General features: G+C 68.7%; 14 protein-coding genes. 8 read left to right on the plus strand and 6 right to left on the minus strand.

Annotated features, from left to right (window positions below):
* The first annotated feature begins 28 nt into the window (after positions 1–28).
* From ABD932_RS06630 to pstB, 5 genes are all read left to right on the plus strand, one after another.
* On the plus strand, positions 29–451 hold the full coding sequence (locus ABD932_RS06630) for an NUDIX hydrolase (RefSeq protein WP_345009560.1): 423 nt from the start codon (positions 29–31) through the stop codon (positions 449–451).
* 335 nt (positions 452–786) lie between these two features.
* Positions 787–1,911 (plus strand): phosphate ABC transporter substrate-binding protein PstS, encoded by a 1,125-nt coding sequence (gene pstS / locus ABD932_RS06635; RefSeq protein ID WP_345009562.1) that lies wholly within the window; start codon positions 787–789, stop codon positions 1,909–1,911.
* Between the two features lie 139 nt (positions 1,912–2,050).
* Positions 2,051–3,058 (plus strand): phosphate ABC transporter permease subunit PstC, encoded by a 1,008-nt coding sequence (gene pstC, locus ABD932_RS06640; RefSeq protein WP_345009564.1) that lies wholly within the window; start codon positions 2,051–2,053, stop codon positions 3,056–3,058.
* On the plus strand, positions 3,055–4,113 hold the full coding sequence (pstA, locus tag ABD932_RS06645; protein WP_345009566.1) for a phosphate ABC transporter permease PstA: 1,059 nt from the start codon (positions 3,055–3,057) through the stop codon (positions 4,111–4,113). The genes pstC and pstA overlap by 4 nt, the downstream gene beginning before the upstream one ends.
* 44 nt (positions 4,114–4,157) lie before the next feature.
* Positions 4,158–4,934, plus strand: coding sequence for a phosphate ABC transporter ATP-binding protein PstB (pstB, locus tag ABD932_RS06650; RefSeq protein WP_345009568.1), 777 nt, complete (start codon positions 4,158–4,160; stop codon positions 4,932–4,934).
* Positions 4,935–5,392: 458 nt separating this feature from the next.
* On the opposite strand, the gene ABD932_RS06655 is transcribed toward pstB, so the two are convergent.
* A complete protein-coding gene (locus tag ABD932_RS06655) occupies positions 5,393–6,391 on the minus strand; it encodes an inorganic phosphate transporter (RefSeq protein ID WP_345009570.1) in 999 nt (332 codons plus the stop codon).
* A 9-nt stretch (positions 6,392–6,400) separates the two neighbouring features.
* Positions 6,401–7,021 carry a DUF47 domain-containing protein gene (locus tag ABD932_RS06660; RefSeq protein WP_345009572.1) on the minus strand — a complete coding sequence of 207 codons (621 nt, stop codon included), beginning with the start codon at positions 7,019–7,021 and terminating at the stop codon, positions 6,401–6,403.
* A 236-nt stretch (positions 7,022–7,257) separates the two neighbouring features.
* On the opposite strand from ABD932_RS06660, the gene ABD932_RS06665 reads away from it, so the two are divergent.
* On the plus strand, positions 7,258–7,662 hold the full coding sequence (locus ABD932_RS06665; protein WP_126393219.1) for a metal-sensitive transcriptional regulator: 405 nt from the start codon (positions 7,258–7,260) through the stop codon (positions 7,660–7,662).
* A 55-nt stretch (positions 7,663–7,717) separates the two neighbouring features.
* On the opposite strand, the gene ABD932_RS06670 is transcribed toward ABD932_RS06665, so the two are convergent.
* Both ABD932_RS06670 and ABD932_RS06675 read right to left on the minus strand, forming a co-directional pair.
* A complete protein-coding gene (locus ABD932_RS06670; RefSeq protein WP_345009575.1) occupies positions 7,718–7,903 on the minus strand; it encodes a hypothetical protein in 186 nt (61 codons plus the stop codon).
* 109 nt (positions 7,904–8,012) lie between these two features.
* Complete coding sequence (locus ABD932_RS06675) at positions 8,013–8,855, minus strand: SCO4651 family lipoprotein (protein ID WP_345009577.1); 843 nt, start codon at positions 8,853–8,855, stop codon at positions 8,013–8,015.
* A 126-nt stretch (positions 8,856–8,981) separates the two neighbouring features.
* On the opposite strand from ABD932_RS06675, the gene ABD932_RS06680 reads away from it, so the two are divergent.
* On the plus strand, positions 8,982–9,161 hold the full coding sequence (locus tag ABD932_RS06680) for a hypothetical protein (RefSeq protein WP_345009579.1): 180 nt from the start codon (positions 8,982–8,984) through the stop codon (positions 9,159–9,161).
* Positions 9,162–9,470: 309 nt separating this feature from the next.
* Positions 9,471–11,048, plus strand: a complete 1,578-nt coding sequence (locus ABD932_RS06685; RefSeq protein ID WP_345009581.1) for an FAD-binding oxidoreductase — start codon at positions 9,471–9,473, stop codon at positions 11,046–11,048.
* A 128-nt stretch (positions 11,049–11,176) separates the two neighbouring features.
* On the opposite strand, the gene ABD932_RS06690 is transcribed toward ABD932_RS06685, so the two are convergent.
* Both ABD932_RS06690 and ABD932_RS06695 read right to left on the minus strand, forming a co-directional pair.
* A complete protein-coding gene (locus ABD932_RS06690) occupies positions 11,177–11,887 on the minus strand; it encodes a phosphatase PAP2 family protein (protein ID WP_345009583.1) in 711 nt (236 codons plus the stop codon).
* Between the two features lie 196 nt (positions 11,888–12,083).
* Positions 12,084–13,028: a C40 family peptidase gene (locus ABD932_RS06695; protein ID WP_345009638.1), complete on the minus strand. Its 945-nt coding sequence runs from the start codon at positions 13,026–13,028 to the stop codon at positions 12,084–12,086.
* Between the last annotated feature and the right edge of the window lie 51 nt (positions 13,029–13,079).

The raw sequence follows: 13,079 nt of genomic DNA on the forward strand, positions 1-13,079 counted from the left end.
GGGGACCCATGAAAGAGGCATACCCCCGGTGACTGACGCGAAGGAGCCCACCGTCCAGGCCGCCGGCTGCGTCCTGTGGCGCCGCTCGCCGATAGCCGGTGAGCTGGAGATATGCCTGGTCCACCGACCGAAGTACGACGACTGGTCCCACCCGAAGGGCAAGCTGAAACGCGGTGAGGACCCCCTCGCCGGTGCCCTGCGCGAGGTGGCGGAGGAGACGGGACGCTCGGCACTGCCGGGCGCCGAGCTGCCGACGCTGCGGTACCTGGCCAACGGCCGCCCCAAGGAGGTCCGCTACTGGGCCGCCGAGGCGGGCCCCGGCACCTTCACCCCGAGCACCGAGGTGGACCGCCTGCTGTGGCTCTCCCCCACGGCGGCCCGGGTCAGGCTGACCCAGCCCCGCGACCGCGACCTGGTCGACGCCCTCCTCGACTCGCTGCACACGACCTAGCCGGAACGGCCCCCCCGAACGGCAGACGGACCTCCCCGTGTCCGAAAGCGGCCCCTCCACTTCCTGGGCGGAACCACGCCACTACACAAAGTGCCCACCGACCATGGCGGTCGGTATCCCGCCGTGTCCCCAACGTGAGCGTTCCGTTACCTCACCGCACCGTCCCCAGGGGTTCACCCCCCGTTCATTTACGGCCTTCGGCGCCTTCACCTGATCTGCCTAATTTCGGCCCTGCACGATGACGGACCGCGCCCCGGGGGACGTGTCCGCGCATCACCCATTCTTCGCACGCCGCCGGAATTCAGGACGGCGGCTCCTGGAAGGAACTCCCTCAAGTGAAGCTTCAGCGCAAGAACCGGCGGGCCCTCGCTCTCGGCGCTCTCGCCGTCTCCGGCGCCCTGGCCCTGACGGCGTGCGGCTCCGACGACACCGGCAACAACGGCGGCGGCACCACCAACACCGCCGACGCCAGCAACATCAAGTGTGACGACGCCTCGGGCCAGCTGCTCGCCGACGGCTCCTCCGCGCAGAAGAACGCGATCGACGCCTGGGTCAAGCAGTTCACCGCCGCCTGCAACGGCGTCCAGATCAACTACAAGGGCGGCGGCTCCGGCGCCGGCGTCACCGCGTTCACGCAGGGCCAGGTCGCCTTCGCCGGCTCCGACTCCGCGCTGGACGAGGAGGAGGTCACCGCCTCCAAGAAGGTCTGCACCGGCGGCCAGGGCATCGACCTGCCGATGGTCGGCGGCCCGATCGCGGTCGGTTACAACGTCCCGGGTGTCGAGAACCTGGTCCTGGACGCGCCGACCCTCGCCAAGATCTTCAACGACAAGATCAAGAACTGGAACGACCCGGCGATCGCGAAGCTGAACCCCGACGCGAAGCTTCCCGACCTGAAGATCCAGGCCTTCCACCGCTCGGACGAGTCCGGCACCACGGACAACTTCACCAAGTACCTGATCGCCACCGCCAAGTCCGAGTGGCCCTACGAGGGCGGCAAGGCCTGGCAGGCCAAGGGCGGCCAGTCCGCCTCCGGCTCCTCCGGTGTCGCCCAGCAGGTCAAGCAGACCTCCGGCGCCATCAGCTACATGGAGCTGTCGTACGCCAAGGACGGCATCAACGCGGTCCAGATCGACACGGGTGCGGCCGCCCCGGTCGAGGCCAACGTCGCCAACGCCACCAAGATGATCGCCGCCGCCAAGCGCGTCGGCGAGGGCAAGGACATGGCGCTGGAGCTGGACTACGCCACCAAGGCCGACGGCGCCTACCCGATCACCCTGGTGACGTACGAGATCGTCTGCGACAAGGGCAACAAGGCCGACACCCTCGCCGGCACCAAGGCGTTCCTGCGCTACGTGGCCTCCGAGGACGGCCAGAAGATCCTGACCGAGAACGACTACGCCCCGATGCCCGAGGAGATCATCTCCGAGGTCCGCAAGACCATCGAGGGCCTGAGCTGACCTGAGTGCGGTCCGGTCCGGGCTGAAAAACCCGGACCGGACCGCACCGTCCGGTGCACCGCCGCCCGGAGCCGTACGTCACATACGGCTCCACCGAGCCGCCGCAGACCGCGTGCGACTCCGCAGACCGGAGAACCCGATGGACATATCCACACAAAGCACTCAGACTTCTCCCCCCACCCCACCGCCCCCGACCGCCGAGCAGAAGCGCGCGGCCCGTGGCGCCACCCGACCCGGTGACCGGATCTTCCTCGGTCTCTCCCGCGGCTCGGGCATTTTCCTGCTGGTGATCATGGCCGCCATCGCGGTCTTCCTCACCTACCGCGCCACCCTCGCGATCAGCAAGGACGAGGCCAACTTCCTCACCGCCTTCGAGTGGAACACGGGCACGATCCCGCCGAAGTTCGGCATCGCGGTCCTCGCCTACGGCACGATCGTCTCCTCGATCATCGCCATGGTCATCGCGGTCCCGATCGCCGTCGCCATCGCGCTGTTCATCACGCACTACGCCCCGCGCAAGCTCGGCGGCCCCATCGCGTACGTGATCGACCTGCTCGCCGCCGTGCCGTCCATCGTGTACGGCCTGTGGGGCGCCCTGATCCTCGTACCGCAGATGGAGGGCCTCTTCGGCTGGCTGGACAATTACTTCGGCTGGACCGGCATCTTCTCCTGGGACGACGGCCCCGCCCGCTCGATGCTGACGGTCGGCATCCTGCTCGCGATCATGATCCTGCCGATCATCACCAACGTGAGCCGCGAGGTCTTCCGCCAGGTCCCGCAGATGCACGAGGAGGCGGCCCTGGCGCTCGGCGCCACCCGCTGGGAGGTCATCCGCATGGCGGTCCTCCCCTTCGGCCGCTCCGGCGTCATCTCCGCCTCGATGCTCGGCCTCGGCCGCGCCCTCGGCGAGACGATGGCCGTGGCCACCGTGCTCTCCCCCGACTTCGACATCCACCTCAGCCTGCTCAACCCGGGCGGCGGCACCTTCGCCCAGAACATCGCCAGCAAGTTCGGTGAGGCGTCCCCGTTCGGCCGTGACGCGCTGATCGCCTCCGGTCTGGTCCTGTTCGTCATCACCCTGCTGGTCAACGGCGCGGCCCGCGCGATCATCGCCCGCCGCAAGGAGTACTCGGGGGCCAACGCATGAGCACCGCCATCGCCGACAAGCGCCCCAGCACCCTGCAAGGCGCCCGCCTGCCCAAGTGGGCCCCGTACGCCATCGCGGCCGGCTCCGCCGCCGTCGCGATCGGTATCGGCCTGGGCGCGGGCCTCGACAGTCGCGTCCAGTGGGGCCTGATCGCAGGCCTCCTCTTCGTCTTGGGTACATACGTCATCGCCGCCCGCGTCGAGGGCAGCCGCCAGGCCAAGGACCGCATCGCGACCTCGCTGGTGTGGGTGGCCTTCCTGCTCGCCGTCGTCCCGCTGGTCTCCCTGATCTGGGAGACCGTGCAGCGCGGCATCAAGGTCCTCGACGTCTACTTCCTGACCCACTCCATGGGTGTGGTCGCCGACTCCGAGCCGGGCGGTGGCATCTACCACGCCATCCTCGGCACCCTGGAGCAGGTCGGCCTCGCCACCCTGATCGCCGCGCCGGTCGGCGTGCTCACCGCGATCTACCTGGTGGAGTACGGGCGGGGCAGCCTCGCCCGGGCCATCACCTTCTTCGTCGACGTCATGACCGGTATCCCGTCGATCGTCGCGGGTCTGTTCATCCTCAGCCTCATGCTGATGATGGACATGCAGCCCTTCGGCTTCGCCGGCTCGCTCGCCCTCGCGATCCTGATGATGCCGGTGGTGGTCCGCTCCACGGAGGAGATGCTCAAGCTCGTCCCGAACGAGCTGCGCGAGGCCTCCCTGGCGCTCGGCATCCCGAAGTGGCGCACCATCCTGAAGGTGGTCGTACCGACCTCCATCGGCGGCATCACGACCGGCATCATGCTGGCGGTCGCCCGTATCACCGGTGAGACCGCGCCGGTCCTGCTGCTGGTGTTCGGCAACAGCTTCATCAACGCCAACCCGTTCGAGGGTGCGCAGGCGTCGCTGCCGCTGTACATCTACCAGCAGTGGGCGAACAGCGCCGGGTCGCCGGCGGCGTACGACCGCGCCTGGGCGGCATCGCTCACGCTGATCGCCTTCGTGATGATCCTGAACCTGGTGGCCCGCGGCATCGCCCGCTGGAAGGCCCCGAAGACCGGTCGCTGACGCGGCCATACAGCGACCGACGAAGATCTGGAAGTGAAGTAGTCATGGCCAAGCGAATCGACGTAAGCGGGCTCACCGCCTACTACGGCTCCCACAAGGCGATAGAAGACATCTCGATGACGGTCGAGCCCCGCTCGGTGACGGCCTTCATCGGCCCCTCCGGCTGCGGCAAGTCGACGTTCCTGCGCACGCTGAACCGTATGCACGAGGTGACGTCGGGCGGCCGCGTGGAGGGCAAGGTCCTCCTGGACGACGAGGACCTCTACGGCCCCGGCATCGACCCGGTGTCGGTCCGCCGCGAGGTCGGCATGGTGTTCCAGCGCCCGAACCCGTTCCCCACGATGTCGATCTTCGACAACGTGGCGGCGGGGCTGCGCCTGAACGCCAGCTACAAGAAGAGCGAGCTGCAGGACGTCGTCGAGAAGTCCCTCAAGGGCGCGAACCTCTGGAACGAGGTCAAGGACCGCCTGAACAAGCCCGGCTCGGGCCTCTCGGGTGGCCAGCAGCAGCGCCTGTGCATCGCCCGCGCGATCGCGGTGGAACCGAAGGTCCTGCTGATGGACGAGCCCTGCTCGGCCCTGGACCCGATCTCCACCCTCGCCATCGAGGACCTGATCGGCGAGCTGAAGGAGCGCTTCACGATCGTCATCGTGACGCACAACATGCAGCAGGCGGCCCGCGTCTCCGACCGCACCGCCTTCTTCAACCTGGCGGCCGTCGGCCAGCCCGGCAAGCTGATCGAGATCGACGACACGGAGCGCATCTTCTCCAACCCGTCGGTCCAGGCCACGGAGGACTACATCTCCGGCCGCTTCGGGTGACCCACCCGGCGACATGAACCCCTCGCGGTGCTGCATGGCGGTGCCACCGCGAGGCAGATAAAGGGCCCGCCCCCTGGCTCCCGGGGGGCGGGCCCGTGTCTTGCGGCGGTGCGGGATGCCTGCGGCGGCCGGTGCGGGTTCGGTGGGGGTACGCAGACTGCGAGCTCGTGGGCCCACCCGTCCCCGTCACCTCCGGACGCCGGCCCAGGCAATCCAGCCCGCCCGGCGTCCGAGGCCAGAGCCACACCGAGCGAGGACGACTTCTCAACGCCGACCCAGGCAATTTCAGCCCGTCCGGCGTTTGAGGACGAGGCCCCTTAAGGGCCGAAGCGGGGGTCTGGGGGCGGCAGCCCCCAGAAGGGCCCCGGGGTCGAAGGGGCAGAGCCCCTGGAGGACGGGACGGGTAGGGGCGGCGGGGGCGAGAAAACCCGTGGTGAGCCGCCGCAGCGAACCGTCGCCTACAGAAACGCCAGGTTCACGACCCCGAACGCCCCCGCCGCCACCAGCGCCGCCGCCGGCATCGTGATGAACCACCCGAGAACGATGTTCTTGGCCACGCCCCACCGCACGGCATTCACCCGCTTCGTCGCCCCGACACCCATGATCGCCGAGGTGATGACATGCGTCGTAGAGATCGGCGCCTTGAAGAGGAAGGCCGTGGTGAACATGATCGACGCCCCGGTCGTCTCCGCGGCGAACCCCTGCGGCGGATCCAGCTCAATGATCTTCCGCCCCAGCGTCCGCATGATCCGCCACCCACCGGCATACGTCCCCAGCGACAGCATCACGGCACACACGATCTTCACCCACACCGGAATGGGATCGCCGTAGTCCTCGACATCGGCGATGACCAGCGCCATCACCACGATGCCCATGGTCTTCTGCGCGTCCTGCAGACCATGCCCGAGCGCCATCCCGGCCGCCGACACGGTCTGCGCGATCCGGAACCCCCGCTTGGCCTTGTGCGGATTGGCCCGCCGGAAGATCCACATGATCGCCGTCATCACGAGATAGCCCGCGCACAGCCCGACGAGGGGCGACACGAACATCGGGATGACGACCTTCTCCAGCACCCCGCTCCAGTACACCGTCGTCCCCCCGGCCAGCGCCGCCCCCACCATGCCGCCGAACAGCGCATGCGAGGAAGAGGAGGGCAGCCCGAAGTACCAGGTGACGAGATTCCAGGTGATCGCGCCCACCAGGGCCGCGAACAGGATCCCCATCCCCTTCGAGCCCTCGGGTGTCTGAATCAGGCCCTCACTGACGGTCTTGGCGACGCCGGACCCCAGAAAGGCACCGCCCAGATTCATCACCGCGGCCATCGCCAGCGCGGCGCGCGGCGTCAGCGCCCGCGTCGACACGGACGTGGCGATCGCGTTCGCGGAGTCGTGGAAGCCGTTGGTGTACGTGAAGAAGAGCGCGACCCCGATGGTCGCGACCAGCGCGAAGGTGTCCATGGGCGGGTCTCAGGACTCCTTGACGGCGATGGTCTCCACCGTGTTCGCCACGTGCTCGAAGGCGTCGGCCGCTTCCTCCAGCACATCGACGATCTGCTTGAGCTTCAGCACCTCGATGGCGTCGTACTTGCCGTTGAAGAGGTGGGCGAGGAGCTTGCGGTGTATCTGGTCGGCCTGGTTCTCGAGGCGGTTGACCTCGATCCAGTACTCGGTGAGGTTGTCCATCGTGCGCAGGTTCGGCATGGCCTCGGCCGTGAGCTCCGCGGCCCGCGCCAGCACCTCGATCTGCTGCTCGACGCCCTTGGGCAGTTCCTCGATGTTGTAGAGGACGACCAGGTCGACGGCCTCCTCCATGAAGTCCATGATGTCGTCGAGGCAGGACGCGAGGTTGTAGATGTCCTCGCGGTCGAACGGCGTGATGAACGAGGAGTTCAACTGGTGGAAGATCGCGTGTGTGGCATCGTCACCCGCGTGTTCCGCGGCCCGCATACGTTCGGCGATCTCGGCCCGGCCGGCGTTGTCCGCCCCGAGCAGTTCCATCAGGAGCTTCGAGCCCGTGACGATGTTGTCCGCGGAAGCGGCGAACATGTCGTAGAAGCTCGTCTCCCGGGGGGTCAGACGAAATCGCACGTGGGGTCCTCAAAGAGCATCGGTTTCGGTCAGGCTGATGCTAGGCGCATCATCCGGCCACGGCTAATGGGCCGTCCTCCAGTGTCGCCCATCGGGCACAGTGGTCGGCACAGGGGCTGCCCAGTGGTCCAGTCCAGCGGCCGTTCGCGGCATCGGCCACAGGCCCTATACCCAGCAAAGTTCGGTACGATATACCCAGTAGGGGTATATGAAGCGGTTTACGTCTGGAGGACGCGATGACGACCACCGAGGCCGGCGCGGGTGCGCCCTCCGCGGCGGACAGGACCGCGGAAACGAACGTCACGGACGCGGCGGATGTCGCCAACGTCACGGAGGTCGTGACGGACCACGACCGGGGCATCCACGGCTACCACAAACAGAAGGACGAACACCTCAAGCGACTGCGCCGCATCGAGGGTCAGATCCGTGGCCTGCAGCGGATGGTCGACGAGGACGTCTACTGCATCGACATACTCACGCAGGTGTCCGCCTCCACCAAGGCCCTGCAGTCCTTCGCCCTCCAACTGCTGGAGGAACACCTCCGGCACTGCGTCGCCGACGCGGCCCTCAAGGGCGGTGCGGAGATCGACGCGAAGGTGGAGGAGGCGACGAAGGCGATCGGACGACTGCTGCGAACCTGATTCCGCGGACGACGGGCCGCCCGAAAGGGCGGTCGCGGCCTCAGCCCCGCTCCCCCTATCGCTCCCCGCCCCGCTCCCCGCCCCGTTCCTCCGCGACGCGCAGCACCTCGTCGATGCTCTCCAGACTCAGCCGGTCCTCACGGGCGGCCGAGGCAGCGATGATCAGCTCTCCGCACAGCTCGATCTCGGCGAGGGCCACGTGGTCCTGAACTGCCGTACCGCCGACCGGAGCCACGTGCATCACCTCGTCTCTGCCGTTACCGACTTCCTAGAGTAGGGAGCGGCCTACACACCGCGCATGGCACGGACGGGCTAGTTCTTGACGCCCGTCACGCACGCATACGCCCACCTCACTCCTCGGCGATCTTCCCCGCGTAGATGTCCTCGCGGTCCGGAAGGCGTACGTCGACAGGCGCCCCGAAGTCATAGAGCAAGGTGGTGGAAGCCACGGCAACGGCACCACCGCTCGGCTGACCGTTGACGAAGCTGAACCGATGCCGGACCTTCCGGATCCGGCCATCGTCGTCGAGATACACATCGAACGGCACCTCGTCCGTGGCGAACCCTTTCGCCGCTGCCGCCAGGGCTTCCCTGTTCCCGTCGGACGCCTCCTGGGCGGCAGCCCCGAGATCAGCGGTCCCCCGGTAATGCCGCACGGCGGTACCCGCGACCTCCTTCTCCCCCACATACGTCGCCGTCCGCGCCCCGCGCAGCACCTCGGCGGCGGCGAACGGATCGGTGGCGCCGCCGGTGACCAGATTCCCGTCCGAGAGCGACCGCGTATCGACCCGCACCCACTTGTCGGCGGGCACACCGGCACCCCGGTTCTTCATGAACAGCGCCCCGGGAGCGAGGAGTTCCATGATCGGCCGATGCGCGGTCGCACCGGCGGGATCCTGGGGCAACAGCACCTTCAACTGCCCCAGCTGCTTGCGGAAGTCGTACACACCCTCACCGCGGATGGTGACGCGGGTGCCGCCGGTGGCCATCTCCATGGACGTACGGGCCTTGGAGCTCCGGGCCCCGACGAGCGCGTCGGCAGCGCGCCGCACGACCTCCACGGCGTCCCGCCCACGCGAATCCTCCGCGGCCGCCCCGCTCCCCGCGCACCCGCTGCCCGCCAGACAGACACACAGGACCCCGGCCGCAACGCCGGCCCCTTGCCTCCGCCTGTGCTGCTGCCGCTCCGTCATCGCCTGCCTACCCCCAGCCGGTACGTCCGTCACGGGCCCCCTGTCGTTCCGGTTAACGACGGGTAGGTGCCCCCGTCACGCCGCCCGGGGGCGTTGCGCTTACTTGCCTTGGGTAACGTTGCTGACGTGGCGCAGCAGGACGGACCGACGTCCCCCCGAAAACATCGCGGCCCCGACGAACACCGCACGACGACAGTGGAAAAGGGCCCTTTCTGCACAGCCCGCTGCACCTGCGGCTGGCGGGGCCCGGCGAGACGCGCACGCAGCTTGGCGCGCGCGGATGCGGAGGGGCATGTGGGGGGCTGACGGCCACGCGAGCGCCGGGGAACCCCACCCACCTACAAGGGGCCGCACTCTTCGACACCGGCCCGCATCATTCAGCCCGTCCGGCGTTTGAGGACGAGGCCCCTTAAGGGCCGAAGCGGGGGTCTGGGGGCGCAGCCCCCAGAGAGGGCCCCGGGGTCGAAGGGGCAGAGCCCTGGAGGACGGGACGGGTAGGGGCGGCGGGGGCGAGAAAAGCCAAGGCCCGCCCCGACGGACCCTCACGCCACGCAACCGATGGAACCCCGACCCCCACCACCCCGTCTCCGTCCACGTAACCCCCCAGGAGGCGACATGGAACGGCGTACCTTCATCGGCGGCGGCGCAGCAGCCCTCACCGCCCTGACGGCAACCGCCTGCAACAGCAGCACCGGCTCCGCCACAGGGACAGGAACAGGCACGGACACAGCCACCCGCACCCAATCCACCGCCTCCTCCGCCCGCCCCCCAGCCACCGCCCCCGCCAACTGGACCGCCCTCGCCCAAGACCTGGACGGCACCCTCATCCGCCCCGGCGACACCGCCTGGAAGTCCGCCCACCAGCTCTACAACACCCGCTTCGACGCCCTGAAGCCCGCCGCCGTCGCCTACGTCGCCCACCAGGACGACATCCGCACCACCCTCGCCTACGCCCGCGCCCACCACTTCCAGGTAGCCATCCGCAACGGCGGCCACTCCTACGCAGGCTGGTCCTCCGGCAACAACCGCCTGATCATCGACGTCTCCAAGCTCAACCGCATCCGAGCCTCGGGCAACACCGCGGTGGTCGGCGCCGGCTCCAAGCTCATCGACGTCTACCGCGCCCTCGCCGCCAAGGGCGTCACCATCCCCGCCGGCTCCTGCCCCTCCGTCGGCGTCTCCGGCCTCACCCTCGGCGGCGGCCACGGCGTCACCTCCCGCGCATACGGCCTGACCTGCGACAGCCTCACCCAGGCCACCGTGATCACCGCCGACGGCAAGCAGCTCACCGCCAACGCCACCACCAACAAGGACCTCTTCTGGGCCCTGCGCGGCGCCGGCAACGGCAACTTCGGCGTCGTGACGGAACTCCAGTTCAAGACCCACCCCGCCCCCCAGGCCGTCACGGCGTACATGACCTGGCCCTGGTCGAAGGCGGCCGCGCTGATCAAGGCGTGGCAGGCGTGGGGCCCGACCCAGCCCGACGAGATCTGGTCGGCCCTGAGCATCTCGAACCACGCGGGCGGCAACCCCACCATCACCGTCGCGGCGTTCTCGCTCGGCACCTACGGCGAACTCCAGAACGCGGTCGACCGCCTCGCCGACGGCCCCGGCGGCCCCGGCCCCGCGAGCAGCGTCGCCCTCAGGCGCCGCTCGTACGAGGAGTCGATGGAGCTCTACGCGGGCTGCTCGTCCTTCAGCACGGACGCCCAGTGCCACCTCCCCGGCTCCACCCCGGGCCGCTCCCCCCAGGGCGCGCTGAGCCGCGAGACGTACACCGCGAAGTCGGACTTCTTCGACCGCTCCCTCTCGTCAGCGGGCATCCAGACCCTGATGAAGCAGATGCAGTCGGTCCGCGGCGGCTCCGGCAGCATCGCCCTCACGGCCCTCGGCGGAGCCGTCAACCGCGTCTCCCCCACGGCCACGGCCTTCGTGCACCGCCGCTCCCGCTTCCTCGCCCAGTACATCGCCTCCTGGCGCGCCGGCACGACGGGCTCCGCGGCCCAGGCGTGGCTGAAATCGGCCCACGACGCGATGCGGCCGTACGCCTCGGGCGCCGCGTACCAGAACTACACCGACCCGTCCCTGCGCGACTGGCGCAAGGCGTACTACGGGGATGCGGCGACGCGCCTGACGAAGCTGAAGAAGCAGTACGACCCGGAGAGGTTCTTCACGTACCCGCAGGCGCTGTAGGCGCAGGCCCTTTGCAAGCCAGGTCCGGAGCCAAAACCGGAAACGAAACCGGAGCCGGAACCGAGGTCGGCGTGGGGGTTCGGGTTGGAGTCGGAATCGAAGCCGGAATCGAAGTCGGAATCGGAGCCCTAGGCCGCCAGATCCCGCTCCTCAGCCCCGGCCGTCTCCTTCCGAGCCCCCGGAATCAACGCGTCCTGCCCACCCACCCGGGACCGTCCCCGCGCGCTGACCAACCACCCCACCCGGGGCGACCGCTCGATGGCGGACATCACCGGCGTCAGCAGAGCCATGGCGAGCGGCGACAGCAGCAGCGCGACGGCCGTACCGAGCGCGAATCCGCCCACCACATCGGTCGGATAGTGCACGCCCATGTAGACCCGGCAGAAACCCTCGAGAAGGGCGATCCCGATCCCGACCAGCCCGAACTTCCGGTTCGCGACGAACAACCCGACCGCCAAGGCCATGGCGATCGTCGCGTGATCACTCACGAACGAGTAGTCGGTCTTGCCGGTCACCAGGACCTCGAGCCCTTGGTGGTCGTTGAAGGGCCGGGGACGCTCCACGAACCCCCGTATCGGCACGTTCACCAGCACCGCGACCGCGGCGGCCAGCGGCGCCCACACGAGCGCGGCCACGGACGAGGCGGCGTCCTCGGCGCCCCTGCGCCGCACGGACCACCAGCACCACACCACGAGCAGGATCAGAGCGAGGACGAGCCCGTACTCACCGACGTACTCCATGCCCCGGTCGAACCAGCGCGGCGCGCCCTTGGCCAGGCCATTGATGTCGTAGAGCAGCTCGACGTCGGGGTTCGACCCGGATTCTGCGAGTCCAGCCATGATGCCGCGGCCCCTTCGTCGTCTCTCCGGCGCATCTTGCGTACGCCGCTCCGCCCACCCCCGTGGTTGTGATCCGGCTACGTCACCAGGAACGCACGGCCCCTGTTGATACGTTCCACACTCCACTGAATGATCACGCAGACGTTATCGAAGAGAGACCCATCACCGCAGCTCAGGGGGTGGGTTCACGCTCCGTCTAAACCGCCGTGGGCAGCGCTTTCGCGCCATCTTCGGTGACTCGGGTGGCTCCGAAGTAGTCCGGGGTGTCGATCGGGTCGAACCGGATCACAGCACCTGTTCTCGGCGCGTCGATCATGTATCCGCCGCCCACATAAATCCCGACATGGTGGATGGCCCGAGAGTTGTTGAGGTCCTTCGAGAAGAACACCAGATCGCCCGGCAGCAGCTCGTCCCTGGCCGGATGCGGCCCCGCGTTGTACTGATCGTTGGCGACCCGCGGCAAGGAGATCCCGACACTGTCGTAAGCGGCCTGAGTCAACCCGGAACAGTCGAACCGCCCACCGTCCGCGGCGGTCCCCTCGCCGCCCCAGAGGTAGGGCGTGCCGAGCTTCTTCTGGGCGTAGTAGATGGCGCCGGCGGCCTGCTTGGAGGGGTCCACGCGGCTGACGGGCGCGGCGAAGCTCTTCTCCAGGCTGCGGATCCTGGTGACGTAGTTCTGTGTCTCGGTGATGGCCGGCACCCCGCCCGCCTTTATGACGCGGTACGCGCCCGCGTTGTAGGCGGCGAGCATGTTGTTCGTGGTGTCGCCGGGGACGTCCTTGACGTACTTGGCGAGTTCGCAGTCGTACGACGCGGCCGACGGAATCGCGTCATTCGGGTCCCAGATGTCGCGGTCGCCGTCTCCGTCGCCGTCGACACCGTGCGTGGCCCAGGTGCTCGGGATGAACTGGGCGATGCCGCGGGCGTCGGCGTGGCTGACGACGTCCGGGTCCCAGCCGCTCTCCTGGTAGAGCTGGGCCGCGAGCAGGGCGGGGTTGATGGCGGGGCACAGGTTGCCCCACTTCTGCACGAGCGCCTTGTACGCGCCGGGCACCGAACCCTTGGCCAGTCCGACGCTGCCCTTGCCGACGCCGTTGACCAGGTTCCCGGCGACGATGTACACCCCGACGACGAGCAGCATCACGAAGCTCAGGCCGAGCGCGACCGCGACACCACCGGCCACCCATACTTT

Source organism: Streptomyces shaanxiensis (genome assembly GCF_039537145.1).
GTDB classification, from domain to species: domain Bacteria; phylum Actinomycetota; class Actinomycetes; order Streptomycetales; family Streptomycetaceae; genus Streptomyces; species Streptomyces shaanxiensis.